The 26,946-nt window shown below is 71.2% G+C and carries 24 protein-coding genes and 1 tRNA gene; 9 read left to right on the top strand and 16 right to left on the bottom strand.

The features are described 5' to 3' along the window. Positions 1-38: 38 nt before the first annotated feature. A complete protein-coding gene (locus ACIQ6R_RS06990; protein ID WP_404177208.1) occupies positions 39-422 on the top strand; it encodes a hypothetical protein in 384 nt (127 codons plus the stop codon). 135 nt (positions 423-557) lie between these two features. Next, on the top strand, positions 558-1,427 hold the full coding sequence (locus ACIQ6R_RS06985; protein ID WP_404219355.1) for a spermidine synthase: 870 nt from the start codon (positions 558-560) through the stop codon (positions 1,425-1,427). Position 1,428: 1 nt separating this feature from the next. On the opposite strand, the gene ACIQ6R_RS06980 is transcribed toward ACIQ6R_RS06985, so the two are convergent. Continuing rightward, positions 1,429-2,001: a hypothetical protein gene (locus ACIQ6R_RS06980; protein ID WP_404219353.1), complete on the bottom strand. Its 573-nt coding sequence runs from the start codon at positions 1,999-2,001 to the stop codon at positions 1,429-1,431. A 169-nt stretch (positions 2,002-2,170) separates the two neighbouring features. Between ACIQ6R_RS06980 and ACIQ6R_RS06975 the strand changes: the two genes are divergently transcribed. The 3 genes from ACIQ6R_RS06975 (at position 2,171) to ACIQ6R_RS06965 (ending at position 5,936) form a co-directional block, all read left to right on the top strand. After that, a complete protein-coding gene (locus tag ACIQ6R_RS06975) occupies positions 2,171-2,911 on the top strand; it encodes a response regulator transcription factor (protein WP_404177220.1) in 741 nt (246 codons plus the stop codon). Further along, positions 2,908-4,329, top strand: a complete 1,422-nt coding sequence (locus ACIQ6R_RS06970) for a sensor histidine kinase (RefSeq protein WP_404219351.1) — start codon at positions 2,908-2,910, stop codon at positions 4,327-4,329. The genes ACIQ6R_RS06975 and ACIQ6R_RS06970 overlap by 4 nt, the downstream gene beginning before the upstream one ends. Positions 4,330-4,460: 131 nt before the next feature. Next, a complete protein-coding gene (locus tag ACIQ6R_RS06965; protein WP_404219349.1) occupies positions 4,461-5,936 on the top strand; it encodes a cellulose binding domain-containing protein in 1,476 nt (491 codons plus the stop codon). A 99-nt stretch (positions 5,937-6,035) separates the two neighbouring features. On the opposite strand, the gene ACIQ6R_RS06960 is transcribed toward ACIQ6R_RS06965, so the two are convergent. From ACIQ6R_RS06960 to ACIQ6R_RS06945, 4 genes are all read right to left on the bottom strand, one after another. Next, the gene (locus ACIQ6R_RS06960; protein WP_404219347.1) at positions 6,036-7,475 is read right to left on the bottom strand and encodes a GH1 family beta-glucosidase; all 1,440 of its coding nucleotides are present in this window, start codon (positions 7,473-7,475) and stop codon (positions 6,036-6,038) included. Between the two features lie 111 nt (positions 7,476-7,586). Further along, positions 7,587-8,495 carry a carbohydrate ABC transporter permease gene (locus ACIQ6R_RS06955; RefSeq protein ID WP_404177229.1) on the bottom strand — a complete coding sequence of 303 codons (909 nt, stop codon included), beginning with the start codon at positions 8,493-8,495 and terminating at the stop codon, positions 7,587-7,589. Positions 8,496-8,507: 12 nt separating this feature from the next. Next, the gene (locus tag ACIQ6R_RS06950; protein ID WP_404177989.1) at positions 8,508-9,518 is read right to left on the bottom strand and encodes a carbohydrate ABC transporter permease; all 1,011 of its coding nucleotides are present in this window, start codon (positions 9,516-9,518) and stop codon (positions 8,508-8,510) included. A 5-nt stretch (positions 9,519-9,523) separates the two neighbouring features. Continuing rightward, positions 9,524-10,849 (bottom strand): ABC transporter substrate-binding protein, encoded by a 1,326-nt coding sequence (locus tag ACIQ6R_RS06945; protein WP_404177232.1) that lies wholly within the window; start codon positions 10,847-10,849, stop codon positions 9,524-9,526. A 365-nt stretch (positions 10,850-11,214) separates the two neighbouring features. Between ACIQ6R_RS06945 and ACIQ6R_RS06940 the strand changes: the two genes are divergently transcribed. Next, positions 11,215-12,270, top strand: coding sequence for a LacI family DNA-binding transcriptional regulator (locus ACIQ6R_RS06940; RefSeq protein ID WP_404177235.1), 1,056 nt, complete (start codon positions 11,215-11,217; stop codon positions 12,268-12,270). A gap of 130 nt (positions 12,271-12,400) precedes the next feature. Here the strand turns inward: ACIQ6R_RS06940 and ACIQ6R_RS06935 are convergent. The 4 genes from ACIQ6R_RS06935 to ACIQ6R_RS06920 all read right to left on the bottom strand — a co-directional run bounded on the left by ACIQ6R_RS06935 (position 12,401) and on the right by ACIQ6R_RS06920 (position 15,257). Then, positions 12,401-12,473, bottom strand: a tRNA-His gene (locus ACIQ6R_RS06935). 88 nt (positions 12,474-12,561) lie between these two features. Continuing rightward, entirely contained in the window at positions 12,562-13,164 is a 603-nt protein-coding gene (gene orn, locus ACIQ6R_RS06930) for an oligoribonuclease (protein ID WP_404177238.1), read from the bottom strand. Positions 13,165-13,328: 164 nt separating this feature from the next. Beyond that, the gene (locus tag ACIQ6R_RS06925; protein ID WP_404219345.1) at positions 13,329-14,516 is read right to left on the bottom strand and encodes a helix-turn-helix domain-containing protein; all 1,188 of its coding nucleotides are present in this window, start codon (positions 14,514-14,516) and stop codon (positions 13,329-13,331) included. A gap of 387 nt (positions 14,517-14,903) precedes the next feature. Further along, complete coding sequence (locus tag ACIQ6R_RS06920; RefSeq protein ID WP_404219342.1) at positions 14,904-15,257, bottom strand: hypothetical protein; 354 nt, start codon at positions 15,255-15,257, stop codon at positions 14,904-14,906. Positions 15,258-15,553: 296 nt separating this feature from the next. Here ACIQ6R_RS06920 and ACIQ6R_RS06915 point away from each other — a divergent pair, with 296 nt between their 5' ends. Together ACIQ6R_RS06915 and ACIQ6R_RS06910 are read left to right on the top strand one after the other, a co-directional pair. Further along, positions 15,554-16,081: a universal stress protein gene (locus tag ACIQ6R_RS06915; RefSeq protein WP_055417064.1), complete on the top strand. Its 528-nt coding sequence runs from the start codon at positions 15,554-15,556 to the stop codon at positions 16,079-16,081. 130 nt (positions 16,082-16,211) lie between these two features. Further along, positions 16,212-16,778, top strand: coding sequence for a GPR1/FUN34/YaaH family transporter (locus ACIQ6R_RS06910; protein ID WP_404219339.1), 567 nt, complete (start codon positions 16,212-16,214; stop codon positions 16,776-16,778). A 177-nt stretch (positions 16,779-16,955) separates the two neighbouring features. Here the strand turns inward: ACIQ6R_RS06910 and glmS are convergent, their stop codons facing one another. The 3 genes from glmS to ACIQ6R_RS06895 all read right to left on the bottom strand — a co-directional run bounded on the left by glmS (position 16,956) and on the right by ACIQ6R_RS06895 (position 20,033). Further along, positions 16,956-18,773, bottom strand: a complete 1,818-nt coding sequence (gene glmS, locus ACIQ6R_RS06905) for a glutamine--fructose-6-phosphate transaminase (isomerizing) (RefSeq protein WP_404219336.1) — start codon at positions 18,771-18,773, stop codon at positions 16,956-16,958. A gap of 33 nt (positions 18,774-18,806) precedes the next feature. Next, the gene (locus ACIQ6R_RS06900) at positions 18,807-19,064 is read right to left on the bottom strand and encodes a hypothetical protein (RefSeq protein WP_404177252.1); all 258 of its coding nucleotides are present in this window, start codon (positions 19,062-19,064) and stop codon (positions 18,807-18,809) included. A gap of 78 nt (positions 19,065-19,142) precedes the next feature. Beyond that, positions 19,143-20,033: a DUF4429 domain-containing protein gene (locus tag ACIQ6R_RS06895; RefSeq protein ID WP_404177255.1), complete on the bottom strand. Its 891-nt coding sequence runs from the start codon at positions 20,031-20,033 to the stop codon at positions 19,143-19,145. A gap of 88 nt (positions 20,034-20,121) precedes the next feature. On the opposite strand from ACIQ6R_RS06895, the gene ACIQ6R_RS06890 reads away from it, so the two are divergent. Continuing rightward, on the top strand, positions 20,122-21,732 hold the full coding sequence (locus ACIQ6R_RS06890; RefSeq protein WP_404219333.1) for a beta-N-acetylhexosaminidase: 1,611 nt from the start codon (positions 20,122-20,124) through the stop codon (positions 21,730-21,732). Positions 21,733-21,807: 75 nt separating this feature from the next. On the opposite strand, the gene ACIQ6R_RS06885 is transcribed toward ACIQ6R_RS06890, so the two are convergent. The 4 genes from ACIQ6R_RS06885 to desA are packed head-to-tail and all read right to left on the bottom strand — an operon-like array spanning position 21,808 to position 26,837. Next, positions 21,808-23,580, bottom strand: a complete 1,773-nt coding sequence (locus ACIQ6R_RS06885) for an IucA/IucC family protein (protein ID WP_404219330.1) — start codon at positions 23,578-23,580, stop codon at positions 21,808-21,810. Next, entirely contained in the window at positions 23,577-24,134 is a 558-nt protein-coding gene (locus ACIQ6R_RS06880; protein ID WP_404219327.1) for a GNAT family N-acetyltransferase, read from the bottom strand. The genes ACIQ6R_RS06885 and ACIQ6R_RS06880 overlap by 4 nt, the downstream gene beginning before the upstream one ends. Then, a complete protein-coding gene (locus tag ACIQ6R_RS06875; protein ID WP_404219324.1) occupies positions 24,131-25,411 on the bottom strand; it encodes a lysine N(6)-hydroxylase/L-ornithine N(5)-oxygenase family protein in 1,281 nt (426 codons plus the stop codon). Before ACIQ6R_RS06875 ends, ACIQ6R_RS06880 begins: the two co-directional genes overlap by 4 nt. Beyond that, a complete protein-coding gene (gene desA, locus ACIQ6R_RS06870; protein ID WP_404219321.1) occupies positions 25,395-26,837 on the bottom strand; it encodes a lysine decarboxylase DesA in 1,443 nt (480 codons plus the stop codon). The genes ACIQ6R_RS06875 and desA overlap by 17 nt, the downstream gene beginning before the upstream one ends. Positions 26,838-26,946 lie beyond the last annotated feature (109 nt).

Here is a 26,946-nt window from a genome sequence, read left to right as displayed (position 1 = left end):
CCGCTCGTCCAAGGAGGAGTTCCGTGGTGGAGGCCGGGATGGATACCAGACGGATCAGCGATCCGCCCTGCGCCGCCTGCGACGTCGTCACCGTGCCGGCCCGGCAGGGCCTGGAGGCGGTCGACATCCTCAGGCGGGGTGCCGGCGAGGGGGTGGGCCCCGTGATCCACGACGACGGCTGCGACACCCTGGGGTTCCTGGTGCCCCCGGGCACGGCCGCCGCCTGGGACGTGCCCGGAAGCACCTGCACGGAGACGGACGGCCGCGGACTGAGCCTCGACCCCGCCCCCGAGCCGCCCGTGGAGGGCTCCGACTGGCTGCTGCCGCCCGGCGAGGCGGACCTGGCGACCGATCCCGCGGTACTGCGGGCCGCGCTGGGCGAGGCGGCCCGGCTGATCGAGGCCGCGGACAGCTGCAGCTGAGGCGCCCCGGCTGATCGTCGAAACCGCGGGACGGCCGCGGCTGAGCCGCCCCGGCTGATCGAGGCCGCGGACAGCCGCGGCCGAGGTGTCAGGTCCAGCCGCACGGCGCTGTCCCGGTGCGCCGATAATGGGCCGATGGGAAAGTCCAGGAGCGCCCGCCGCGGGCGCGCTGCCGCCGAAGCCGTCGCCGAGAACGTCGACGGCGGGCTCGCCGAGCTGATCCCGGACCGGGAGCGGAACCGGGCCTGGACGCTGCTGATCGACGGTGCCCCGCAGTCGCACGTCGACCTCGACGACCCGGCGTACCTGTCCTTCGAGTACCAGCGCCGCCTCGGGCACGTCATCGACCTGGCCGCCCCGCCGGGCAAGCCCGTGCAGGCCGTGCACCTCGGCGGCGGCGCCTTCACCCTCGCCCGTTACATCGCCGCCACCCGACCCCGCTCCACCCAGCAGGTCGTCGAGAAGGACGCCGGTCTCGTCCAACTGGTCCGCAGGCAGCTTCCCCTGGACCCCGGCGCGCGGGTCCGGGTGCGCTCCGCCGACGCCCGCGCCGGGCTGGCCAAGGTGCCCGACGGCTGGGCACAACTGGTCGTCGCGGACGTCTTCAGCGGGGCCCGTACCCCGGCCCATCTGACGTCCACCGAGTTCCTGGACGAGGTCCGGCGCACGCTCGCGCCCGGCGGGGTCTTCGCCGCCAACCTCGCCGACGGTCCGCCGCTCGCCCATCTGCGCGGCCAGATCGCCACCGCCGCCGACCGCTTCCCGGAACTCGCCCTCGTCGCCGACCCGGCCGTACTGCGCGGCAAACGCTTCGGCAACGCGATCCTCGTCGCCTGCGACCACCCGCTGCCGGTCGCCGAACTCACCCGCCGCGCCGCCTCCGACCCGCACCCCGCGCGCGTGGAACACGGCCGCGCGCTGACCGACTTCACCGGCGGCGCGGTACCCGTGACGGACGCGGCGGCGGTGGCCTCCCCGGCGCCGCCCCCGTCCGTCTTCCAGTGACTCAGTAGCTGCCGATCTCCACCCGCGGCGGTCCGTCGTGCCAGGTGCAGAACACCGACACCCGGTCCGCGCCCGAGGTGAACTCGACCCGGATCCACGACTCCGTCTTCCACACCTGCATCGACCAGCCCGCGCCCGGCGTCGCCGACACCAGGGACGCGGACGACGTACCGAGGTCGAAGACCGCGCGTCCGCCGTCGGTGTCGTAACTCCTGACCCGGCCGGACGTGGTGGGCGAGGGACTCGCCGGAGCCTCGGCGGAGGCGGAGGACGAAGCGGACGGCGCGGTCCGCGACGGTGCGGGAGACCGCGCGTCGGGGGTCTCGCCCGCCTCCCGCGAGGGACTGCCCGACGGCGACGGCCGCTTGGTGGACGAGGCCAGCGATCCCGAGCCCCCGGCGTCCTCCGACTCCCGCGCCTCCCGCACGGACGTGTCGGCCGCCGTGATGGGCAGGGCGCGGGGGCGGTCGTAGGCCGTGCCCGCCATCACCGTGTGGACGCCCCACCAGGACAGCGTGACCGCCGCGCCGGTGGCGAGCAGCCAGGCGAGCACGTGTACGAGTCCTCTGCGCATCGCGGCCATACTGCCTCACCCGCCACACACGTGTCGCCCCGAACGGAGACGGAACGGAGGCGGAACGGGACGGGGACGGGACGAGCGCGGACCGTGGCGGACCGGGGGCGGGGCCGGAGTTGTCCACAGGCCCCAGCCGGGTCGGTCCGCATGGCGTACGGTGCCGCCCATGGCAAGTGTGCTCGTGGTCGAGGACGACCAGTTCGTACGCTCGGCGCTCATCCGGCATCTGACCGACGCCTCGCACACCGTGCGCAGCGTCGGTACGGCACTGGAGGCGCTGCGCGAGGTCGCCCATTTCCGTTTCGACGTGGTGATCCTCGACCTCGGACTGCCCGACCTGGACGGCTCCGAGGCGTTGAAGATGCTGCGCGGCATCACCGACGTACCGGTGATCGTCGCCACCGCCCGGGACGACGAGACGGAGGTCGTACGGCTGTTGAACGCGGGCGCGGACGACTACCTCACCAAGCCGTTCTCCGTCGAGCACCTGTCGGCCCGGATGGCGGCCGTACTGCGCCGCGCCCGGACCGGCCCCGCGGAGGCGGCCCCCTCGACCGTCATCCGGGTCGGCGGCCTCACCGTCGACCCGCTGCGCCGCCAGGCCGAACTGGACGGAGCCCGGCTCGACCTGACCCGCCGCGAGTTCGACCTGCTCGCCTTCCTGGCCGGCCGGCCGGGAGTCGTCGTCCCCCGCAGGGAACTGCTCGCCGAGGTCTGGCAGCAGTCCTACGGCGACGACCAGACCATCGACGTCCATCTGTCCTGGCTGCGGCGCAAACTCGGCGAGACCGCGGCCCGGCCGCGCTATCTGCACACCCTGCGCGGTGTCGGCGTGAAACTGGAGCCGCCCGCGGAGCCGTTCCCCGGGCCGGCCACGGGGCTCCCCGGAGCGGAGCCACCGCGATGAGATGGGCCCTGGTCAAGGTGTCGCTGGCGGTCACCGCGATGGTCGTGGTCGCCTTCGCGATCCCGCTCGGACTGGTCATCCGGGAGATGGCCCGGGACCGCGCCTTCTCCAACGCGGAGCGGGAGGCGGCCGCCGTCGCCCCGGCACTGTCCATCACCACCGACCGCGAGCAGTTGGAGCGCGTCGTCGCCTCCGCGGGCTCGGACGCCGGAATGGCCGTGCACATACCGGCGTCCGGTGCCGGGACCGGGACCGAGGGCGGCACCGACATCGGCCGGCAGCGCGCCACCGACGAGGACATCGCCGCCGTACGCGAGATGGGCCGCGCCTCCACCACGGAGGTGTCCGGCGGCTCCACCCTGCTCCAGCCGGTCGCGCTCAGCTCGGGTGAGATCGCCGTCGTCGAGGTCTACGTTCCCGAGTCCGAGGTCACCAACGGCGTCGGCACGGCCTGGGCGGTGCTCGCCGCGGTCGGTGCCGCCCTGATCGTCGGCTCGGTCGCGGTCGCCGACCGGCTGGGCGTACGGATGGTGCAGCCCGCGCAACGCCTGGTCGAGGGCGCGCACGAACTGGGGGAGGGGAAGCTGGGCGCGCGGGTGCCGGAGGAGGGGCCGAACGAACTGCGCCTCGCGGCGGTCGCGTTCAACTCCATGGCGGACCAGGTCGTCCAGCTGCTGGCCAACGAGCGGGAGCTGGCCGCCGACCTGTCCCACCGGCTGCGCACCCCGCTGACGGTGCTCCGGCTCAACGCGGCTTCGCTCGGCGACGGGCCGGCCGCCGACCAGACCCGGGCCGCCGTCGAGCAGCTGGAGCGCGAGGTCGACACGATCATCCGCACCGCCCGGGACGCCAAACCGCAGACGGCCGCGGCCGGCCCCGGCGCCGGGTGCGACGCGGCCGAGGTGGTGCGTGAGCGGATGGGGTTCTGGTCCGCGCTCGCCGAGGACGAGGGCCGCAAGTGGCGGGTGGCCGGCGCCGACCGGCCGGTGCGCATACCCGTGGCCCGCGCGGACCTGGCCGCCTCCCTCGACGCCCTGCTCGGCAACGTCTTCCGGCACACCGCCGAGGGCACGGCCTTCGCCGTCGACCTCCACAACGGCGAGGACGCGGTGATCGTGCTCGTCTCGGACGCGGGTCCCGGCATACCCGACCCCGCCGCGGCGATGGCCCGGGGCCGGGGGTCGGGCAACGACGGGTCGACCGGGCTCGGACTGGACATCGTGCGCCGCCTGGCGGAGTCGACGGGCGGGGACGTACGGATCGGCTCCTCCGTGCTCGGCGGCACCGAGGTGCGGATCTGGATCCAGCTGGACGGGCGGGCGGCGCAGACCCGGCAGCGGGGGCACCGGGGAGCCGTACGACGCCGTCGCCAGCCCCGGTCGGCCACGACCATTAATCGGTCCCGATCCCTTCCTTAAGCGCACCCTAAGATCGCCGAACGGCGCCCGGATCAGGATCTTTGCCCGTTTCGGGCTCGCTAGCGTGCTGCCGCACCCCACCCCCCAACGCCCCCCGGCGGGGGACCGTGAACAGCGAAGGCAGGCACGCGATGAGCACACACCGACGCAGGATCAGTGGCAGGAACAAGGCGATCGGCACACTCGTCGCGGCGGCCGTGGCCGGCGGTGGCGCCCTGGTGTTCACCGGCACCGCCCAGGCCGCCGGAGTCGGGGCCGCGTACACGAAGACCAGCGAGTGGTCGACGGGCTACACCGCCCAGTACGTCGTCACCAACAACAGCGGCCGGGCGAAGACGGACTGGACGCTGGAGTTCGACCTGCCGTCCGGCGCGAAGCTCGGCTCGCTGTGGAACGCCGAGTCGAGCGTCAGCGGGCAGCACGTCACCGTGACCCCGCCGAAGTGGGACGGCGACGGTCTGCGGGCCGGCGAGTCCGTCACGGTCGGCCTGGTCGTCAACGGCACCGACGACCCGACCGGTTGCCTCATCGACGACGCCGAGTGCTCGGCGGACGAGGGCGCCACCCCCGAGCCCAGCGGCCGCCCCACCGATCCCCCCGCCCCGACGCCCACGCCGACTCCCACCCCGACCGGCACGGCCACCGCCGAGCCGACACCGACCGACACGGCCACCACCCCGGCGCCCACCGAGACCCCCGGCACCGGCAACGGCACCGACACGGGTTTCGCGCCCTACGTCGACACCTCCCTCTACCCGGCCTTCGACCTGGTCGCGAGCGCCGAGGCGACCGGCGTGCGGAACTACAACCTCGCCTTCGTCACCGACGGCGGCGGCTGCACCCCCAAGTGGGGCGGCGTCACCGACCTCGCGAGCGACGCCGTGGCGAACCAGATAGGCGCCCTGCGCGCCGAGGGCGGCGACGTCCGCGTCTCCTTCGGCGGTGCGGCCGGCTCCGAACTGGCCACGACGTGCACGACGGCGGAGGCGCTGGCGGCGGCGTACGGCAAGGTCGTGGACACCTACCGGCTCACCAAGGTCGACTTCGACGTCGAGGGCGGCGCCCTGCCCGACACGGCCGCCAACACCCGCCGTTCGCGGGCCATCGCCGAACTGCAGAAGCGGCACCCGGGCCTGGACGTCTCCTTCACCCTGCCGGTCATGCCCGAGGGCCTGACCCAGGCGGGCGTCGCCCTCCTCGCCGACGCCGAGAAGAACGGCGTGGAGATCGGCAACGTCAACATCATGGCGATGGACTACGGCCCCGCCTACAGCGGCGACATGGGCACCTACGCCGAGCAGGCCGCCACCGCCACCCAGGCCCAGGTCAAGGGCATCCTCGGGCTCTCCGACAGCGAGGCCTGGAAGACGGTCGCCGTCACCCCGATGATCGGCGTCAACGACGTCGTCTCCGAGGTGTTCGAGGTCGGCGACGCCACCCAGCTGGTGGAGTTCGCCGAGTCCAAGGGCCTCGGGTGGCTGTCGATGTGGTCCGCGACCCGCGACAAGGCATGCCCGGGCGGCCCGAAGCCCGCGGCCGACGCGACGTGCAGCTCCATCGACCAGGAGAAGGACGCCTTCGCGAAGGCCTTCGCCGCCTACAACTGACCCGGCGCGCACCCCACAAGCCGGGGCGCGGCACCCCCCGTGGAATGCCGCGCCCCCGCACCCTCCCCCCCGGTGGGCCCCGGCCCTCGGGGCAGGGGTCTACCCGGCCGACTCCACCGGCGGCAGCGTCGCCGTGCGGGCCGCGCGCCCGTACCAGAGGGCGCTCGACTTCGGGATGCGCTGCTGGGAGGCGTAGTCGACGTACACCGCGCCGAACCGCTTCTCGTAGCCGTAGGCCCACTCGAAGTTGTCCAGCAGGGACCACAGGTAGTAGCCGCGGACGTCGGCGCCGTCGGCGATGGCCCGGCGGACCGCCCTGAGGTGGCCGTCCAGGTAGGCGACCCGCTCGGGGTCGTGGACCGTGCCGTCCGCCCCGGGCTTGTCGTCGTAGGCGGCGCCGTTCTCGCTGACGTACAGCGGCAGGCCGGGAGCCTCGCGGTGGTAGCGCATGATCAGCTCGTGCAGGCCGGTCGGGTCGACGCTCCAGCCCATCTCCGTACGGTCGCCCGGCGGCTGGTGGAACGCCACGTCGTCCGCGGCCGGCCACGGCGAGTGGTCGCTCGCGCCGTGTCCGTCGGCGCGCGGGGCACGGGAGTCGACGTCGGCCGCCGACACCACGGTGGGCGTGTAGTAGTTGAGGCAGATCGCGTCCAGCGGCTGCCGGATCAGCCCCAGGTCGCCGTCCTCGACGTGCGACCAGTCGGTCACCGACGCCGTCGCCTCCAGCAGGGTGGCCGGATAGGCGCCGTGCAGGATCGGGCCGTGGAAGATCCCGCCGGACAGGTCGTCGATCTTCCGTGCCGCCGCCAGGTCCGCGGGCTGCTGCGACAGCGGCCGGACCACGGAGGTGTTGAGGCTGATCGCCACCGAGTTGCGGGCCGGCATCACCGAACGCAGGGCCACCGTGCCCAGGCCGTGCGCCAGGTTCAGGTGGTGCGCGGCGCGCAGCGAGGCCGCCGGGTCGGTACGGCCGGGGGCGTGCACTCCGGAGGCGTAGCCCAGGAAGGCGGCGCACCACGGCTCGTTGAGCGTGATCCACTGCTCGACCCGGTCGCCGAGCGCCTCGCCGACGATCTGCGCGTACTCGGCGAACCGGTACGCCGTGTCCCGCTCGGGCCAGCCGCCCGCGTCCTCCAGCTCCTGCGGCAGGTCCCAGTGGTAGAGGGTGACGGCGGGCTTGATCCCGGCGGCCAGCAGCTCGTCCACCAGGCGCCGGTAGAAGTCCAGGCCGCGCTGGACCGCGGGGCCGCGGCCGGTCGGCTGCACGCGGGGCCAGGAGACGGAGAAGCGGTAGGCGCCCAGACCCAGCTCGGACATCAGCGCCACGTCGTCGCGGTAGCGGTGGTAGTGGTCGACAGCGATGTCACCGGTCTCGCCGCCGGCCGTCTTCCCCGGCGTATGGCTGAAGGTGTCCCAGATCGAGGGGGTACGGCCGTCCTCCCGCACCGCGCCCTCGATCTGGTACGCCGAGGTCGCGGCGCCCCACAGGAAGGCAGGGGGGAAGGTCACCGGGGTCACCGGCGTTGCGGACTCAAGCATGGAAGCGCTCCCATAGCAGGTCGTGACGGGTCGGGAAGACCGACGTGTAGTGATGGCGAGGGGGGAGGGCGGGGCCGGGGCGGCGGTGGCCCGGCCCCCCGAGGCGAGGTGTCAGCCCTTGACGGCGCCCTGCATGATGCCGCCCACGATCTGCTTGCCGAAGATCGCGAAGACCAGCAGCAGGGGCAGCGTGCCGAGCAGCGCGCCGGCCATGATCAGGGCTTGGTCGGGGGTGAAGCCGCGGCCGAGGCCCGCCACCGCGACCTGGACGGTCGGGTTGCCGTTCTGCGTCAGCACCAGGAACGGCCACAGGAAGTCGTTCCACACCTGCACGAACGTCAGCATGCCCAGCACGGCCATCGCGGGCCGCGCCGTCGGGAACACCACGTGCCAGATCACCCGCCAGCTGCTGGCGCCGTCCACGCGGGCGGCCTCGATGATCTCGTCCGGCAGCGCCTGGAGCAGGTACTGCCGCATGAAGAACACGCCGAACGCGCTGACCAGGGACGGGAAGATCACCGCCTGGAGCTGGTCGGACCAGTCCAGCTTGGCGACCATCATGTACAGCGGGATGACACTGAGCTGCGGCGGCACCATCATCGTGCCGACCACGACCAGCATCAGCGCGTTGCGCCCCCGGAACCTCAGCTTGGCGAAGGCGAAGCCGGCGATCGTCGCCATGAAGACGACGGTGGCCGAGGAGATCCCCGCGACGATCGTGGTGTTGAGGATCGCCTCGCCCATGTTGGCGTCGGTCCAGGCGATCTCCAGCTTGTCGAACAGGTTGGAGCCGAACCAGAGCGGCGGCGGGGTCTGGGCCAGCCGCTGGTTGTCGCGGGAGGCGGCGATCGCCGTCCACACCAGCGGGAACAGCGAGCCGAGCGTGAACACGGCGAGGATGATGTACGCGATCGGGCCCGCGTGCAGCTGCCCGCCGGCCCGGGACGCCTTGGACCGGCGGCGCCGCCGGTCCGGCTCGGGCACCGGCTGGGCCGGGGGTTTCGTCAGGGTCGTCGTCACGGCCGGTTCTCCTTAACTACTGGCGCGCAGCCGGCGCGAGATGACGTAGTTGACGAGCCCGATCACGATGAGGATCAGGAACATCGTCCAGGCGATCGCGGAGGCGCGGCCCAGGTGCTGGTTGACCCAGCCCTGCTCGTACAGGTACAGGCCGAGCGTCTGGAACTGGTGCTGGCTGCCGCCCGAGGCGCCCTTGTTGGCGTCGAACAGCAACGGCTCACCGAACAGCTGCGAGGCGCCGATGGTGGACACGACGACCGTGAACAGGATCGTCGGACGCAGCGCGGGCAGCGTGACGTGGATGAACTGCCGCCACCGGCTGGCACCGTCCAGCGCCGCCGACTCGTACAGGTCCTGCGGGATCGCCTGCATCGCCGCCAGGTAGATCAGCGCGTTGTAGCCGGTCCAGCGCCAGATGACGATCGACGAGACGGCGAACTGGGACGCCCACTTGTCGTTCTGCCAGTCGACCTTGCCCAGGCCCACCGAGTCGAGCACCCAGTTGATCATGCCGTAGTCGCGGCCGAAGAGCAGCACGAAGACCAGCGCGGCGGCGGCGATCGACGTGGCGTACGGCGCGAGCATGATGACCCGGTAGAAGGTGGAGCCGCGCAGCTTGTAGTTGAGGATGTGCGCCAGGCCCATCGCCATCATCAGCTGCGGCACCGTGGAGATGATGCCGATGGTCAGCGTGTTCTTCGCGGCGTTCCAGAAGAAGTCGTCGTCGAAGATCCTGGTGTAGTTGTCCAGGCCCGTCCACGCCATGTCGGTGGGCGCCGTCAGCTCGACCGTGTGCAGCGAGGCCCAGCCGGTGTAGATCAGCGGGAACAGGCCGAACGCGGCGAAGAACACGAAGAACGGGGCGACGAACGCGTACGGGCTCCAGCGCATGTCCCGCTGCCAGCGGCGGGAGAGCCGGGCCCGCTTCCTCGCCGCCTCGGGGGAGACCGCTTCACCGGGCGGTCGGCCCGGGGCCGCGCCCCCCTTCGCGGGGGGCGCGGCGGTGTCGTGCCGGGTGGTCATTCCGGTCACTTCTCCAGGTTGTTGTCGATGGTCTTGGTGGCGTTCTCCCAGGCCTCCTCGGGCGACTTGCCCTGGGTGACGAGGATGACGCCGTTGTCGGTCAGACCCTGCTGGATGATCTGGTCCTTCGGGCCGATCACCTGGGCCGGGATGGCCTCGGCGGCCTTGGCGAAGATGTCACCGATCGGCGCGGCACCGGTCATCTCGTTCTTCGCGTCCGTCACCTGCGGAAGCTTGTACGCGGCCGGGGCGCTCGGGAAGCTGCCCTGCACGGCGAAGAGCTTGGCCTGCTGCTCCGGCGCGGTCAGCCAGGCGACCAGCTTCTGCGCCTCCTTCACGTTCTTGCCGCTCTTGGGCACGCCCAGGAAGGAGCCGCCCCAGTTGCCGGACTTCGGAGCCACGGCCACGTCCCACTTGCCGGCCGCCTCGGGCTGGGACTTGCCCTTGATGGTGCCGATCATCCACGGCGGGCAGGCGACGGTGGCGAACAGGTTGTTGGAGATGGTCTGTTCCCAGGCCGGCTGGAACTGGGTCTGCGCCTGGACCAGGCCCTTCTCCGCGGCCTCCGCGGTGAGGTCGAAGGCGTCCTTGACGGCCGGGTTGGTCTTGTAGATGACCTCGCCGGAGGAGTCGTAGAACTTCTCCTCCTCACTGCTGAGGATGGCGTTGATCAGACCGCCGGGCGAGTCCATGAAGTAGGTGTCCTTGCCGGCACCCTTCTTGTACTTCTCACCGGCCTCGACGAACTTCTTCCAGTCACCGGCCCACAGCGCGCTGACCTCGTCGCGGTCGGTCGGCAGGCCCGCCTTCTCGAAGAGGTCCTTGCGGTAACAGATGGCCATCGGGCCGATGTCGGTGCCGAGGCCGACCGCCTGGCCGTCCTTGGTGACGCCCTGCTTCCACTTCCAGTCCAGCCAGCTGCCCGGCTGGACGCCCTCGACCTTGGACATGTCGGCGAACTTGTCCGCCTGGGTCGCGACGACCTCCGCGATGTTGCCGACCTCGATGGCCTGGACGTCCTGGAGGCCGCTCTCGGTGGTGAGGTGGTTGACCAGAGCGGGGTAGTAGTTCTCGTTCCGCTCGGTGACGGTCTCCTCGACGTTGATGTCGGGGTTGAGCTTCTCGTACTCCTCGTAGAGGCCCGCCTCCTTGAAGCCCATGGTGCCGAACAGGCCGAGGGTGATGGTGGTCTTGCCGCTGCTGTCGCCCGACGACGTGCTGTCCTCGTCGTTGCCGTCGTCGGCGCAGCCGGCCAGCAGCCCGGCGCCCAGCGACGCGATGGCCGCGACGACCACCGCCTTGCGGGCGGATCGATTGCGTGCTGCTCGCATTGCGTCCTCCTGTTGCCCTGACGTGCCGACCCCCCGGCCAACTACATGGTTGGGACCGCTGCTTCATGTGGTTCGTTCGACGCTGCGGCTCGGGCGGGGAACGTGCGGGATGTGTATGTGCCAGGTAGTGTGGGAGCGCTCCCACAAGTGATGTGTTGAAGAGTCGTCGGTCCGGGCGGGGGTGTCAAGGGAGCGGACGCGACGAAGTGCGTTCAGTTATCGGCCTGTTAACTGGACGCCGCGAGCGGCGTCCAGGCACCTCCGCACGACGGGCGGTGGCCCGGAGCCGGTCATTACACCCGACCGGCCTGTTAAATTCCAGGCCAGCCGCAGAGTGCGGGGTGTGTCGACGGGAGGCGGAGCCGATGGCAAGCCACGGAGCGCGTGGGCGGAGCGGTGGCCGGCCCACCCTCGAAGAGGTGGCGGCACGGGCGGGCGTCGGCAGAGGAACGGTCTCCCGGGTGATCAACGGCTCGCCCCGGGTCAGCGACGCGACCCGGGCGGCGGTGGAGGCGGCGGTCGCGGAACTCGGCTACGTTCCGAACACGGCGGCCCGTGCCCTGGCCGCGAACCGCACGGACGCCATCGCGCTGGTGGTGCCCGAGCCGGAGACCCGCTTCTTCGCGGAACCGTACTTCTCGGACATGCTGAAGGGCGTCGGCTCCGAGCTGTCCGACACCGAGATGCAACTGCTGCTGATCTTCGCGGGCAGCGACCGGGAGCGGCAGCGGCTCGCCCAGTACCTGGCCGCGCACCGCGTGGACGGCGTCCTGCTGGTCTCGGTGCACGCCGACGACCCGCTGCCCGACCTGCTGTCCCAGCTGGAGATCCCCGCGGTGATCAGCGGCCCGCGCTCGACCGCGGAGTCGCTGGCGTCGGTGGACTCGGACAACTACGGCGGCGCCCGCTCGGCCGTCGAACACCTGCTGTCACGCGGGCGCCGCCGCATCGCGCACATCACCGGCCGCCTCGACGTCTACGGTGCCCAGCGGCGTGTCGACGGCTACCGCGAGGCCCTGCGCGACGCGGGCCACCCCGCGGACGAACAGCTCATCGAGGCGGGAGACTTCACGGAGGAGGGCGGGCGCAGCGCCATGGTGGAGCTGCTGCGCCGCCGTCCCGACCTGGACGCCGTCTTCGCCGGCTCGGACGTCACCGCGGCCGGCGCCCGCCAGGCCCTGCGCGAGGCGGGCCGCCGCATCCCGGACGACGTGGCGCTGGTCGGCTACGACGACTCGGCCATCGCCCGCCACATGGAGCCGCCGCTGACCAGTGTGCGGCAGCCCATCGAGGAGATGGGCCGCGCGATGATAGACCTGCTGCTGACCGAGATCGCGGATCGCCGCCCGGCGGCCTCGCGCGGGCTGGAGCGGCACCAGGTGGTGCTGCCGACGGAGCTGGTGGAGCGGGCGTCGTCGTGACGGGGCGGGGCGGGTCCCCGGGGCGGGCCGTGGCCTCCGTGCCCCGGTCCGCCCGCTCGGCCGGGCGAGCCGGCGGCGGAACGCCGTCAGCCGGTGACCTTCTCGCGAAGGTCACCGGCTGACGGATCAGGGTGAGTGACGGGACTTGAACCCGCGGCCACCTGGACCACAACCAGGTGCTCTACCAACTGAGCTACACCCACCATGGCCGGTCTTCGGAACCCGTGGTGGGCTTCCCCGACCGGCTGAGAAAAAGTGTACAGGGTCCGAAGGGGTGCTCGCGCACGCCTTTTACCGGGCGGGCAGGACGTGCTTCGCGGCGATCGCCTTGGCGGTCTCGGAGTCGGGACCGGGCTGCGGGACGAAGACCGCTTCCCGGTAATAGCGCAGCTCGGCGATGGATTCGCGGATGTCGGCGAGCGCGCGGTGGTTGCCGTTCTTCTCGGGGCTGTTGAAGTACGCCCTCGGGTACCAGCGGCGGGCCAGCTCCTTGATCGAGGAGACGTCGACGATCCGGTAGTGGAGGTAGTCCTCCAGTGTCGGCATGTCCCTCAGCAGGAAGCCGCGGTCGGTGCCGACCGAGTTGCCGCACAGCGGGGCCTTGCCGGGCTCCTTCACGTGCTCCCGGACGTAGGCCAGGACCTGCGCCTCGGCGTCCGCCAGCGTCGTGCCACCGTCGAGCTCGGCGAGCAGGCCGGAGGCGGTGTGCATCTGACGCACCACCTCCGGCATCGTCTCCAGGGCCCGCTCCGGCGGACGGATGACGATGTCGACGCCGTCCCCGAGGATGTTCAGCTCGGAGTCGGTGACGAGGGCGGCCACCTCGATGAGAGCGTCGTCGGACAGCGAGAGGCCGGTCATCTCGCAGTCGATCCACACCATGCGATCGTTCATGCGGACACCCTACGGCTGACGTCGGCCGTCCGGTCCCCCGGCGTCGGTGCGGCCTCGCCAGGGGCCGCCGTCCCGGGCCCCCGCTCCGGGCGCCCGCTCCGGCCCGGACGGCCTCGTCCTCGAACGCCGGACGGGCTGGTCACGCCCGCCCGGCGTTCACGGGGTCACGGCGCGCTGCGCTGCCCCGGCAGGCTCGCCGCCGCGGCGGGCAGCGGGGGCGCGGTGCGGCGGGACTGGAACGGGACCGCGTTCTCCGGTGACAGGGCGGCCGGCTCCGGCGGTGCGCTGGGCCGTGGGCCACCGGCCGGCTCCGGGTCCACCGCGCGGTCGCCCTGGGGACGGCGGGCCCGGTACGCGGCCCGGTAGGCGGCCGGGGACGAACCGAGCTGGCGGCGGAAGTGGCCGCGCAGGGCCACCGGGGAGCGGAAGCCGCAGCGGCCCGCGACCTCGTCCACCGAGTAGTCGGACGTCTCCAGCAGGCGCTGCGCCTGGAGCACCCGCTGGGTGATCAGCCACTGCAACGGGGCGCTGCCGGTCAGCGACCGGAAGCGGCGGTCGAAGGTGCGGCGGCTCATGTACGCGCGGGCCGCCAGCGTCTCCACGTCGAACTGCTCGTGGAGGTGCTCCAGCGCCCAGGCGACGACCTCGGCGAGCGGGTCGGCGCCGATCTCCTCCGGTAAAGACCTGTCGAGGTAGCGCTCCTGGCCGCCCGAGCGGCGCGGCGGGACCACCAGACGGCGGGCCAGCGCGCCGGCCGCCTCGTTGCCGTGGTCCGTGCGCACTATGTGCAGGCACAGGTCGATGCCGGCCGCGGTACCCGCCGACGTCAGCACGTCGCCGTCGTCCACGAACAGTTCGCGCGGATCGACGTGCACCGACGGATAGCGCTTGGCCAGCGTCGGCGCGTACATCCAGTGGGTGGTCGCGGGGCGGCCGTCGAGCAGGCCCGCCGCCGCGAGTACGAAGGCGCCGGTGCACAGCCCGACTATGCGGGCACCCTCCTCGTGCGCCCGGCGCAGGGCGTCGAGCGCGTCCTCCGGTGGCGGAGAGGTGATCGACCGCCAGGCGGGCACCACCACGGTGCCGGCCCGGGAGATCGCCTCCAGGCCCTGGGGCGCGGTGAGTTCCAGGCCGCCCGTGGTCCGCAGCGGGCCCTCCTCGCCGGCGCACACCAGCAGCCGGTAGCGCGGCACGCCGGCGTCCTGGCGGTCGATCCCGAACACCGACAGCGGTATGGAACTCTCGAAGATGGGGCCGCCGCTGAACAGCAGCACCGCGACGATCTCCTTGCGGCGTCGCCCGGAGAGCTTCCGGGCCGCCGGTTCCGGCGCGGCGGTGGAGTCGTGGCTCATAACCGCTAAGCCCCCCTCGGTGGTCGCGGCGCCCTGATCCTTTCGGGTCTGTCGCTCCAACACGTTTCCCCTCGGTCCTGCACGAGTCCCCCGCCGTAGACAGTCAAGATCGAATCTACTGTGTCCCATCGCGCCAAGATGGCCGGTTCGGCACTTGGGACATTGTCGACATGGCAACTTGGCGTGAAGCAGTCGATCACGAAGCGTGGCACTCCGGGGCGCCACAGGGAAGTGCGCCTTGTCGCAGTGGCCAATCCCCGTAGGGTGCGCAAGGTCCCTGAGACCCTTTCCGTGCAGGTGGAACGGGGGTTGGGGGGTGGTGGGGGGCGGTGATGAGCCACCCTCAGAAGTTGGCTGAAAAGAAGCGGACGCGTGCGCGGAAACCGGTCAGTCGACCGGTGTGTTTTCTCCGGCGTGCCGTCCGCCCCTGCGCGCCGGCGGCCCGGCCCGGTGCCGGCGTCCGGCCCGCGCCGGGTGATGATCGCCGGTCGGCCGGGCCGCGGCGCGCTCGGACCGGCGCAGCAGCAGGCGGCAGGCGCCGGTGACGGCGGCCAGGCCGAGGGCCGTGCCGGCGGCGCCGGCGAAGGAGGTGCCGTACCAGAGGAGTACGACCGGGACGAGGAAACAGCTGAAGGCCGCCCAGCGGACGAGGTCGGTGACGCCGTCCCGGGGCGGCGCGGCCGGATCGGGGAGGCCGGGTGCGCCGGACGGCGGCTCGGGGCGCTGGTGCGGTCCGGACATGCGTGCTCCCTGGGGCTGGCGGCATGGAGATCAACGCCCGTGCGACGCACCGGTCACGACCGAGCACAGACAGTTGAATCCCGTGCAAACCGCCTGTACAGCGCAGCAACCATTGCGTTGCGGGCGCCCCCTCGGGCATGCTCCGGGGAACCCGCGGGCGGACCGTACGCGGGATCCGGGCGAAGGAGGCGTGGCGCCGTACCCTTGGGGGTATGGGGTTGGGAAGACCATTCCCGGACACACGGCTCCACCGCACACTGTTGTCCCCCATAGAGGATAAAAACGCCGAGACAGCCATGGCCGGTCACGAATTCTTCGAACCCGCGGACCGCAAGCGGCCCGTCGCCGAACCTACGGCGGCCGAGCCCCTGGCGGCCGAAGAGCCACGCCAGTCGTGCGACCCAGCCTTCAAGCACGGTGTCGTCGTCGGCTTCGACGGCTCCACGTCCAGTGAGCGCGCCCTCGCGTACGCCATCGGCATGGCACGCCGGCTCGGCTCCGGCCTGGTCATCGTGCACGTCGCCAACCGGCTGCCCACCACCGTGTGGGCCGGCTGCGAGCCCCCCGTCTTCGTCGACGTACCGGACCACCGCACCGAGGTGCTGGGTCTGGAGCTGGCGTGCGCGGACTATCTCGCCGAGGTGCCCTGGATCCTGGTCGAGCGCGGCGGCGACATCTGCCACGAACTCGAAGAGGTGGGCCGGGAGTACGAGGCGGACGCCATCGTCGTCGGCTCCAGCCACGGCCTGGTGGGCCGCCTCTTCGGCTCGGTCGCCGGCCGGCTCGCCAAGCGGGCGAAGCGGCCCGTGGTGGTCATCCCGTAGCCGCCTCGGCGGTCGAGGCCCCTCCCTGGTCATGCAGCGTGAACCTACCGACGCGTAGAGGTTGCTTGTGCCCTTGTGAAGGGCATGTACGGGTCACGGTACAACCGCACATGCATGAAGGGAGCCCGCCGTGGACAATGACGTCTCCGCGGGAAGCACCACCACGATCGTCGGCCGACTCGCTCTCGGCGTCACCCTGCTGGCCTTCGGCGTCGGCCACACCGGCGTCATCGACGGCGTGACGGCGGCCGACGCCGTGACCGTCGCCCAGTACGTCGGCGGCGTCGCCCTCTTCGTCGCCGGCCTGCTGGCCCTGCGCGACCGGGACACCGCCTCCGGTACGGCCTTCACCGTCCTCGGCGCGCTGTGGTTCACCTGGGCCGTATCGGTCGGCGGCCAGGTCTCCGCCAACGCGGCGGGGCTCTTCCTGCTGCTCTTCGCCCTCGTCGCCCTCTCCCTCGCATTCGCCGGCGGCGACCTGCTCGGGCAGGGGATGTACGGGCTGCTCTGCGTGTCCCTGCTGCTCCTCGCGATCGCCGCCTTCGCGGGCGGTGCGGCGCTGGGGAAGGCGGGCGGATGGTTCGCCGTCGCGGCGGGGGCGGTCGCCTGGTACGCGGCGACGGCGGTTCTGGCGCACTGGCCCACGGCGATGCGGGGGCGTACCGCGGGCGGCCGGGGTGTGACGGCCACCGGCTAGCTGCGCAGGCCGGGGGGTGGTGGGGCGGCTCCCCGGCGACATGGGCGGCCCTCCACGTATGTGGTGGCATACGTGGGGGGCCGTTCGGGCGTGTTGCCATGTGGGTGCGTGGGGGTTGCTCGCGCCCGTACGGCGGAGCCGCACATCGATGCAGCCCCGCGCCCCTTCGGGGCGCTTCTACTCCACCGTCACCGACTTCGCGAGGTTTCGCGGCTTGTCGATGTCCCGGCCCAGGGCCAGGGCCGTGTGGTAGGCGAGGAGTTGGAGGGGGATGCCCATCAGGATGGGGTCCAGCTCGTCCTCGTTCTTCGGGACGACGATGGTGTGGTCGGCCTTCTCCTGGTCCTGGTGGGCGACGGCGAGGATCTGGCCGCTGCGGGCCTTGATCTCCTCCATGGCCGCGCGGTTCTTCTCCAGCAGGTCGTCGTCCGGCACGATCGCGACCGTCGGCAGGGCCGGCTCGATCAGGGCGAGCGGGCCGTGCTTCAGCTCGGAGGCCGGGTAGGCCTCGGCGTGGATGTAGGAGACCTCCTTGAGCTTCAGGGAGGCCTCACGGGCGACCGGGTAGCCGCGGACGCGGCCGATGAAGAGCATCGAGCGGGCGTCGGCGTACTGCGCGGCCAGCTTCTTGACGTCCTCCTCCTGCTCCAGCATCTCGGCGATCTGCGCGGGCAGCTTGCGCAGGCCCTCGATGATCCGCTTGCCGTCGCGTACCGACAGGTCGCGGGTGCGGCCCAGGTGCAGGGCGAGCAGCGCGAAGGCGACGCAGGTGTTGGTGAAGCACTTGGTGGAGACCACGCAGACCTCGGGCCCGGCGTGCACGTACATGCCGCCGTCGGCCTCGCGGGCGATCGCCGAGCCGACCACGTTGACGATGCCGAGGACGCGGGCGCCCTTGCGCTTCAGCTCCTGCACGGCGGCCAGCACGTCGTACGTCTCACCGGACTGGGAGACGGCGATGTAGAGGGTGTCGGGGTCGACGACCGCGTTGCGGTAGCGGAACTCCGAGGCGGGCTCGGCGTCCGCGGGGATGCGGGCCAGCTCCTCGATCATCTGGGCGCCGATCTGGCCCGCGTGGTACGAGGTGCCGCAGCCCAGGATCTTCACCCGGCGCACGGCGCGCGCGTCGCGGGCGTCCAGGTTGAGGCCGCCGAGGTGCACGGTGGAGAAGCGGTCGTCGATCCGGCCGCGCAGCACGCGGTCCACGGCCTCGGCCTGCTCGTGGATCTCCTTGTGCATGTACGTGTCGTGGCCGCCCATGTCGTAGGAGGCCGCCTCCCACTCCACGGTGGTCGGCTCGGCGGTGGTGCGGGTGCCCTCGGTGGTGTACGTGCGGAAGTCGTCGGCCTTGAGGGTGGCCATCTCGCCGTCGTCGAGGGTGACTATCTGGCGGGTGTGGGCGACCAGCGCGGCGATGTCCGAGGCGACGAACATCTCCTTCTCGCCGATGCCGAGGACGACCGGCGAGCCGTTGCGGGCGACGACGATGCGCTCGGGGAAGTCGGCGTGCATCACGGCGATGCCGTACGTGCCCTCGATCACCCGGAGGGTCTCGCGGACCTTGTCCTCCAGCTTCTCCGCCTCGGAGCGGGCGATGAGGTGGACGAGGACCTCGGTGTCGGTCTCGGAGAGGAACTCGACGCCGTCCGCCTCCAGTTTGCGGCGCAGGTCACCGGCGTTGTCGATGATGCCGTTGTGGACGACGGCGACCTTGTTGTCGGCCGACATGTGCGGGTGGGCGTTCAGGTCGGAGGGGGCGCCGTGGGTGGCCCAGCGGGTGTGGGCGATGCCGGTGGTGCCCTTGAAGCGCGCCGGGACCTTGGCCTCCAGGTCGCGGACCCGGCCCTTGGCCTTGACCATCTTCAGGCCGGCCGCCTTCGGCGAGGTGACGACGATGCCCGCCGAGTCGTAGCCGCGGTACTCCAGGCGCTGGAGGCCCTCCAGCAGCAGGGGGGCGACGTCACGCTTGCCGATGTATCCGACGATTCCGCACATGTATACGTAAACCTCGTGTCCCTCTTCGGCTTCTCAGCCGTAGACGATGCGGCGCAACTGGCGGAGCGACAGCTCCGGCGGTGCCACCGCCCGGTATTTCAGGTCCGCCTCGATCCGTTCGAAGATCGTCGCGTTCACCAGGCCCTGGGCCTGGAGCTCGCGGTGGCGGCGACGGACGAATTCCTCGGTCGTCTCGTCGAAGTAGGCGAGCACGTCCTGGATCACGCGCAGCGCCTCGCCCCGGCTCAGGGGGGTGGACCGCGTCAGATGATCAACGAGTTCGTCGTGCACCCGGTAGATCCTGGGGTACGAGTGAGGGTTTCGCAAGAATCCTGCCCGATTTCGGGCAAGCGCGCCGCGTGTGCGTGACTACATCCGTTTCAGTACCGCCTGCTTCGCCAGCGTGAACTCCTCGTCCGTCAGCACCCCGGAGCGGTGCAGTTCGCCCAGTTCCCGCAGCCGCCGCAGCAGCGCGTCGTGCTCGTCCTCGGCGGCGGGGGTCGGGGCGGGCGCGTCCTCGGCGGGCCGGGCGTCCTCCAGGGCGGCGCGGGCCCCCGGTGCGGCCGGGTGCGGGAGGCGGGCCTGCACGGCCGCGGCCACCAGCGCCATCAGCGGGTCCCGCTTGAAGCCCCACAGCTCCACCGCGTTGGGGTCGTACTTGGGCGGTGCCTTGGTCGGCGCGCCCCGCACGGTGAAGCGGAGGTGGCCGTTCTCCAGGCCGACCGTCGGCTGCCACTCCACCGCGGTGATGTCCGCGAGGGGGAGGGTGCGGGTGCCGGCCGCCGACTTGGCGTCCTCCGCCTGCCACTTCCACTCCAGGCGCACGCGTTCGCCGTCGAAGCTCGCGACGCCGTCCCCGGCGGACACCGACAGCGGCACGGACGGGCCGGGCAGCAGGTAGGCGTCCACCGGACCGGACGGAACCTGGTCGAGCAGCAGGGCGTTGCGCACCTCGTCCGCGAAGTACTCGGCGACGCCGTACCGGTCGGACTCCACGGTCAGCTGGTACGGGTCGTGCGGCTCGGTCAGCCGGCCGCCGGTCGCGTGCAGCAGCGGGTCGGCGCCGTCCCGCAGGCGCAGCCGCAACCGCCCCGACTTCTTGCCCTGCTCGAACGATATGCCCGCCAACGCCGCCAGCGGGACGAGTAGTTCACCCAGTTCCCTGCGGAGCAGGCTGACGTTCTTGTCCCGTCCGGGAGTCAGCCGCAGGGTGTCGCCGTCGAAGACCCACGTTCCGTCCTTCTGGATGATTTCCGCCATGCGCGGATTGTTTCACCGCTTCTGCGTACGGCGGTTGTGAGAGAGAGTGGTCTACACCCATCTCTGCACCATCGTGAAGGGAGCGCACGTGAGACCTCATCGACGGCACCACAGAACGACTCCCCGACTGACCCGGATCCTGGGCTCGTTGCTGCTGGTGGCGGCGGTCGGCGCCATGACCACCGGCGCGGCGCCGGACCGGCGGGCGCCGGCGACGACTCCCCTGGACCGGGTGATTCCGGCCCCCGCGTCGGTCGACCCGGGCGGCTCCCCGTACCGCATCACCCGTGGCACCCACATCCGCGTCGACGACTCGCGCGAGGCCCGCCGCGTCGGCGACTACCTCGCGGACCTCCTGCGGCCCTCCACCGGCTACCGGCTCCCCGTCACCACCCACGGCCACGGCGGCATACAACTCCGCCTGGCCAAGGGCCCCTACGGCGCCGAGGGCTACCGCCTCGACAGCGGCCGCGGCGGCGTCACCATCACCGCCCGCGAGGCCGCCGGCCTCTTCCACGGCGTCCAGACCCTCCGTCAGCTCCTGCCCGCCGCCGTCGAGAAGGACTCCGCGCAGCCCGGGCCCTGGCTGGTCGCGGGCGGCACCATCGAGGACACCCCGCGCTACGGCTGGCGCGGCGCCATGCTGGACGTCTCCCGGCACTTCTTCACCGTCGACGAGGTCAAGCGCTACATCGACCGGGTCGCCCTCTACAAGTACAACAAGCTCCACCTGCACCTCAGCGACGACCAGGGCTGGCGCATCGCCATCGACTCCTGGCCGCGCCTGGCGACCTACGGCGGTTCCACAGAGGTCGGCGGCGGCCCCGGCGGCTACTACACCAAGGCCGACTACAAGGAGATCCTCCGCTACGCCGCCTCCCGCCACCTGGAGGTGATCCCCGAGATCGACATGCCGGGCCACACCAACGCGGCCCTCGCCTCCTACGCCGAGCTGAACTGCGACGGCGTGGCACCCCCGCTGTACACCGGCACCAAGGTCGGCTTCAGCTCGCTGTGTGTGGGCAAGGAGGTCACATACGACTTCGTGGACGACGTCGTGCGCGAGATCGCCGCGCTCACTCCGGGCCGCTACCTCCACATCGGCGGCGACGAGGCGCACTCCACCCCGCACGAGGACTTCGTGACGTTCATGGACCGGGTGCAGCCGGTCGTCGCGAAGTACGGCAAGACGGTCATCGGCTGGCACCAGCTGGCGGGCGCGAACCCGGCCGAGGGCGCGCTCGTCCAGTACTGGGGCCTGGACCGCACCAGTGACGTGGAGAAGGCCCAGGTCGCCGAGGCCGCGCGGAACGGGACCGGGCTGATCCTCTCCCCGGCCGACCGGACGTACCTGGACATGAAGTACGACAAGGACACCCCGCTGGGCCTGTCCTGGGCGGGCTACGTGGAGGTGCGGCGGTCCTACGACTGGGACCCGGCCGCCTATCTGCCGGGTGCCCCGGCCGCCGCGGTCCGCGGCGTCGAGGCGCCGCTGTGGACCGAGACCCTGGAGACCCCCGACCAGCTCGACTTCATGGCCTTCCCGAGGCTGCCGGGCGTCGCCGAGCTGGGCTGGTCCCCGGCGAAGACGCACGACTGGGACACCTACAAGGTGCGGCTCGCCGGGCAGGCACCGCGCTGGGAGGCGCTGGGGATCGACTACTACCGGTCGCCGCAGGTGCCCTGGCCGGCCGACTGACCCGCGACGCCATGCCCGACGGGCACCCCGGAAGACCGTCTCCGGGGTGCCCGCCCGTCTGTGCGGGGCCTTCGCCTACCGGCCCGAGATGGGGTTCTTCAGGCTTCCGATCAGCTGGAGCGCGCCGGACGGGTCCGCGAGGTCCACCATCTGCTCGTTGTCGCGCAGCTGGAGCCGGTTGAGGCAGGAGAGCGCGAACTCGGGCGCGAACATGTCGTACCGGTCGAACTTCTCGGCCAGTTCCGGCACCGACTCCTGGTACTCGCGGGTGACCTCCGCGACCGTCCGCCAGAAGTCGTCCTCCTCCACGATCCCCTCGCCGGCGAGGTTCGCGGCGAGGAAGCGGAAGAAGCAGTCGAAGACGTCCGTGAAGATGGACAGGAGCTTCTTGTCCTCCGGCACCTCGACCGCGATCCGGGAGACCTCCGGGGGCAGCACCGCGTCCGGGTCCATCACCGCGATCTCCTCGGCGATGTCCTTGTAGATCGCGCGCTGCACGACCCCGTCCTTCAGGACCAGGATCACGTTCTCGCCGTGCGGCATGTAGACCAGGTCGTAGGCGTAGAAGCTGTGCAGCAGCGGGACGAAGTAGGCCCGCAGGTAGGACCGCAACCACTCGGTGGGCGCGAGCCCCGACCGCTCGATCAGGGCGCCCGCGAAGGAGGCGCCCTCGTGGTCGACGTGGACGAGGGAGGCCATGGTGGCGAGGGACTCGCCGTCCTGGAGGGACGGCACCGGGCTCTCCCGCCACAGCGCCGCCAGCATCTTGCGGTACGGCGAGTAGCGGTCGGTGGCCTGCTCGTACTCCAGGTGCCGGTAGCCGACGGCCGCCCGCTCCCGGATGATGCTCAGCCCCGTGGACTTCAGCACCGGGTCGCCCTCGATGAGCTGGGCGAGCCAGTCGTTGATGGCCGGGGTCGCCTCCATGTACGCCGCCGACAGGCCGCGCATGAAGCCCATGTTGATGACGGACAGGGCCGTCTTCACGTAGTGCTTCTCGGGGTGCGAGGTGTTGAAGAAGGTGCGGATGGACTGCTGCGCCAGGTACTCGTCGTCGCCCTCGCCGAGGCAGACCAGGTGCCCGCGGGCGACCTCGGCGGCGAAGGTGACGGTGAGCTTGTTCCACCACTGCCAGGGGTGGACCGGGATGAACAGGTAGTCGGCCGGGTCCAGGCCGCGCTCGCGCAGGACGCCGTGGAAGCGGTCGACGGTCGCCTCGCCCAGCTCGTCCCGTACGAAGGACTCGTACTCGATGCCGACGCCGGCCGTGAACGCCGCCCGCGAGCGGTCCGCGGCCAGCCACACCAGCCGGACCGGGCTCGCGGTCTCCGGGGCGTAGGACAGGTACTCGTGGATGCCGAAGCCGAGCCGCCCGTTGTTGGCGACGAAGCAGGGGTGGCCCTCGGTCATACCGGTCTCGACGGCCTGGAAGCCGCTGTTCGCCAGCTCGGCGGAGGTGAGCTTCGGCTTGGTGAGCTTGTAGCAGGTGCCGGAGAGGGTGGAGGAGATCTCCTCCAGGTAGACGGGCAGGATCTGGTCGCTCAGACCCAGCGACTCCTTCAGCTCGATGAAGAAGTCCAGTGCGGCGAGCGGGAGTTCGCTGCCGTCGCGGTGGCGGGTGATCGAGTCGGCGTCCACCTGCCAGTGGTCCAGGGCGCGGACGGTGGCGGTGAAGCGGTACTCGGTCTTGCCGTCGTCGGAGCGGACGACGCAGGTGTCACCCGCGGAGCGCTCCGGGGTGATCAGCCGCTCGTGCGTGAACTCGGCGAGGGCCTTGCGGATCAGGAGGCGGTTGGCCTGGGCCCAGCGCTCGGGGGAGAGGTGGGAGACGGCGTCGGTGAGGCTCACGCGGACACCGCCTTCTCGAACTGCTCGCGGGTGCAGAAGCTCAGCAACGCCTTCTTCTCCGGCTTCTGGATCTCGCGCTCGGGCACGAATCCGACGGCCGCGTTCAGGGCGTGGACGGCCTTGTTGTCGAGGTCCGGCTCGACGACGACGCGGGCGGTCGCCGGGTCGGCGAAGAGTTCGGCCATGACGGCGGTGATGACGGCGCGGGTGAAGCCGTGCACGGGCCGGTCGGTGGGGGCGACCAGGAAGTGCATGCCGACATCGCCCGGCTCGGGGTCGTACAGGCCGGTCAGCTCGCGGTGGACCGGGTCGTACTTCTCCATCAGGAAGGCGGGGACGCCGTCGTGCAGGCCGATGTAGGCGTGGTGGTGCTCGTCGGCGGCTATCTCCATGTAGGCGCGCTCGACGTCCACCAGCTTCGCGTCCTGCATCATCCAGAACGCGGACTTGGGGTGCGTGACCCAGCTGTGCAGCAGACCGGCGTCCTTCAGCGGGTCGAGGGGGCGGAGGGTGAGGGCGCCGACGCCGGCGGCCGTGGGGGTGGTGGTGCTCATGCGCTGAACTCCTGGAACGCGATCGACTTCTCGACCGGGTAGTACTCGGTACCGAGCAGCTCTCGGACGATGTAGCTGTTGCGATAGGCACCCATGCCCAGATCGGGACTGGTGATGCTGTGCGTGTGGACACCCGCGTTCTGCAGGAACACGCCGCCGCCCGTGACGTCGACGGCGTAGTTGCGGGCGACGTCGAAGTTCCCCTGGGAGTCGTAGCGGAGCCGGTCCCGTACGGGCTTGAGGAACTCCGGTTCGGCGTACCGGTAGCCGGTGGCCAGGACCAGGCCCTGGGTCTCGATCTCGAAGTCCTTGCCCTGCTCCTCCTGCCGGAAGCCGAGGGTGTACGTGCCGTCCGCGTACCGGGCGTCGGTCAGCGCCGAGTTGGTGAGCAGGCGGGTGGGGACGGGGCCGCCGAGCTTCTTCTGGTAGAGCAGGTCGAAGATGTCGTTGATCAGGTCGCCGTCGATGCCCTTGAACAGGCCCTTCTGCTCGCTGGTGAGGCGGTAGCGGGTCGGCTCCGGCAGCGCGTGGTAGTAGTCCACGTACTCCGGGGAGGTCATCTCCAGCGTGAGCTTGGTGTATTCGAGGGGGAAGAAGCGCGGGGAGCGGGTCACCCAGTTCAGCTGGTAGCCGTGGACGTCGATCTCGCTCAGCAGGTCCTGGTAGATCTCGGCGGCGGACTGGCCGCTGCCGACCAGGGTGATCGACTCCTTCTTCTGCAGCTCGGCCTTGTGCTGCATGTAGCGGGAGTTGTGGAGGAAGTCGCCGGCCAGGCCCCGGCAGGCGTCCGGGATGTGCGGCGGGGTGCCGGTGCCGAGGACGAGGCGGCGGGCGCGGTACGTGTCGCCGCCGGTCGTCGCCACGACGTACATCTCGTCCCGCTCGTCGTACGTCACCTCGGTGACCGTCGTGGAGAAGCGGACGCAGCTCAGTTTGTTCGCGGCCCAGCGGCAGTAGTCGTCGTACTCGACGCGCAGCGGGTAGAAGTTCTCCCGGATGTAGAACGAGTACAGCCGGCCCTTCTCCTTCAGGTAGTTGAGGAAGGAGTAGGGGGACGTCGGGTCGGCGAGGGTGACCAGGTCCGACATGAACGGGGTCTGGAGGTGGGCGCCGTCCAGGAACATGCCGGCGTGCCACTCGAAGTCCGGCTTGGACTCCAGGAAGACGCCGTTCAGCTCGGCGATGGGCTCGGTGAGGCAGGCGAGGCCGAGGTTGAAGGGGCCGAGGCCGATCCCCACGAAGTCGTACGTCGTGGTGGGCTCAGGAAGCGCGGTCAAGGGACTCTCCCAGGTACTGCTCGGCGTGGCCGGCGATCAGGTCGAGGACGGCGGCGATGTCGGCCGTGGTCGTCTCGGGGTTGAGCAGGGTGAACTTGAGGTAGTGGCGTCCGGCCACCTTGGTGCCCGCGACCACGGCGTCGCCGGAGGCGAAGAGGGCCTTGCGGGCGTACAGGTTGGCGCGGTCGATCTCGGCGGGGTCGGTGACGGCCGCCGGTATGTGGCGGAAGACCAGCGTGGACAGGCTCGGCGCGACGACGACGTCGAAGCGCGGGTCGGCGGCGAGCAGTTTCCAGCCCTCGGCGGCGAGGTCGCACACCTCGTCGAAGAGCTGTCCGATGCCGTCGGCGCCCATCACGCGCAGTGTCATCCACAGCTTGAGCGCGTCGAAGCGGCGGGTGGTCTGGAGAGACTTGTCCACCTGGTTGGGGATACGTTCCTGCACCATGCGGCGCGGGTTGAGGTACTCCGCGTGGTAGGTGGCGTGGCGCAGCGTGGCCGCGTCCCGGACCAGCACGGCCGACGAACTCACTGGCTGGAAGAAGGACTTGTGGTAGTCCACGGTGACCGAGTCGGCGCGCTCGATGCCGTCGATGCGGTCCCGGTACTTCAGGGAGGCGAGCAGTCCGCAGCCGTAGGCCGCATCCACGTGCATCCACACGCCGTACTGCTCGCACAGTTCGGCGATCTCCGGCAGCGGGTCGATGGAGCCGAAGTCGGTGGTGCCGCCGGTGGCGACGACGGCCATGGGGACCATGCCGTTCTCCTTGCAGCGCTCCAGTTCGCGGGCGAGGGCGACGGTCTGCATGCGCTTGTCGTGGTCGACGGGGATCGACACGACGGCGTCGGGGCCGAGGCCGAGCAGTTTCGCCGACTTCTTCACGCTGAAGTGGCTGACCTCGGAGGCGAAGACGCGCAGGTCGGCGAAGTCCTCGGTCTTCGCCTCCTCGCGGGCCAGCAGCAGCGCCTGGAGGTTGGACTGGGTGCCGCCGGAGGTGAACACGCCGTCGGCCGCCGGGCCGAGGCCGATGCGGGCGGTGGTCCAGTCGATCAGTTTCCGCTCGATGAGCGTGCCGCCGGCCGACTGGTCCCAGGTGTCCAGGGAGGAGTTGACGGCGGAGAGCACCGCCTCGCCGAGCACGGCCGGGATGACGACCGGGCAGTTGAGGTGGGCGAGGTAGCGGGGGTGGTGGAAGTAGACGGCGTCGCGGAGGTAGACCTCCTCCAGTTCGTCGAGGACCGCGGCCGTGTCGTGCAGCGGCTTGTCGAGGTCGATCTCGTCGATGCGGGGGGAGAGGGCGTCGACCGTGACACCGGTGAACGGGCGGTCGGTGGTGGCGATTTTGGCGGCCACCCGCTCGACTCCTTCGGTCACGGAGCGGCGGTACTGCTCCGCGGTGGTGTCGTTGAGCAGGTGCGAGCGCATGTGGGGGTCCTCCGGTTGGGGACGGGCCGAGAGGGGGACGGGAGAGGGCGGAGCCCTTGGATCGACTTAGGGTAGCCTAACCTAAGTCACTTTGATCAAGCGCATGCCC

This window comes from Streptomyces sp. NPDC096048 (assembly GCF_044763415.1).
GTDB lineage: Bacteria > Actinomycetota > Actinomycetes > Streptomycetales > Streptomycetaceae > Streptomyces.
Note: the sequence above shows the minus strand (reverse complement) of the source record. Positions and strands in the feature narration are given on the sequence as shown.

Excerpts from the sequence above, each read along its gene's own strand:
- ACIQ6R_RS06915 (WP_055417064.1), top strand. The coding sequence starts at position 15,554 with ATGGCCGGTCACGAATTCTTCGAACCCGCGGACCGCAAGCGGCCCGTC.
- ACIQ6R_RS06950 (WP_404177989.1), bottom strand. The coding sequence starts at position 9,518 with ATGACCACCCGGCACGACACCGCCGCGCCCCCCGCGAAGGGGGGCGCG.
- ACIQ6R_RS06985 (WP_404219355.1), top strand. The coding sequence starts at position 558 with ATGGGAAAGTCCAGGAGCGCCCGCCGCGGGCGCGCTGCCGCCGAAGCC.
- orn (WP_404177238.1), bottom strand. The coding sequence starts at position 13,164 with ATGAACGATCGCATGGTGTGGATCGACTGCGAGATGACCGGCCTCTCG.
- ACIQ6R_RS06925 (WP_404219345.1), bottom strand. The coding sequence starts at position 14,516 with ATGAGCCACGACTCCACCGCCGCGCCGGAACCGGCGGCCCGGAAGCTC.
- ACIQ6R_RS06975 (WP_404177220.1), top strand. The coding sequence starts at position 2,171 with ATGGCAAGTGTGCTCGTGGTCGAGGACGACCAGTTCGTACGCTCGGCG.
- ACIQ6R_RS06965 (WP_404219349.1), top strand. The coding sequence starts at position 4,461 with ATGAGCACACACCGACGCAGGATCAGTGGCAGGAACAAGGCGATCGGC.
- glmS (WP_404219336.1), bottom strand. The coding sequence starts at position 18,773 with ATGTGCGGAATCGTCGGATACATCGGCAAGCGTGACGTCGCCCCCCTG.
- ACIQ6R_RS06920 (WP_404219342.1), bottom strand. The coding sequence starts at position 15,257 with ATGTCCGGACCGCACCAGCGCCCCGAGCCGCCGTCCGGCGCACCCGGC.
- ACIQ6R_RS06990 (WP_404177208.1), top strand. The coding sequence starts at position 39 with ATGGATACCAGACGGATCAGCGATCCGCCCTGCGCCGCCTGCGACGTC.
- ACIQ6R_RS06940 (WP_404177235.1), top strand. The coding sequence starts at position 11,215 with ATGGCAAGCCACGGAGCGCGTGGGCGGAGCGGTGGCCGGCCCACCCTC.
- ACIQ6R_RS06960 (WP_404219347.1), bottom strand. The coding sequence starts at position 7,475 with ATGCTTGAGTCCGCAACGCCGGTGACCCCGGTGACCTTCCCCCCTGCC.
- ACIQ6R_RS06980 (WP_404219353.1), bottom strand. The coding sequence starts at position 2,001 with ATGCGCAGAGGACTCGTACACGTGCTCGCCTGGCTGCTCGCCACCGGC.
- desA (WP_404219321.1), bottom strand. The coding sequence starts at position 26,837 with ATGCGCTCGCACCTGCTCAACGACACCACCGCGGAGCAGTACCGCCGC.
- ACIQ6R_RS06970 (WP_404219351.1), top strand. The coding sequence starts at position 2,908 with ATGAGATGGGCCCTGGTCAAGGTGTCGCTGGCGGTCACCGCGATGGTC.
- ACIQ6R_RS06945 (WP_404177232.1), bottom strand. The coding sequence starts at position 10,849 with ATGCGAGCAGCACGCAATCGATCCGCCCGCAAGGCGGTGGTCGTCGCG.
- ACIQ6R_RS06895 (WP_404177255.1), bottom strand. The coding sequence starts at position 20,033 with ATGGCGGAAATCATCCAGAAGGACGGAACGTGGGTCTTCGACGGCGAC.
- ACIQ6R_RS06880 (WP_404219327.1), bottom strand. The coding sequence starts at position 24,134 with ATGAGCACCACCACCCCCACGGCCGCCGGCGTCGGCGCCCTCACCCTC.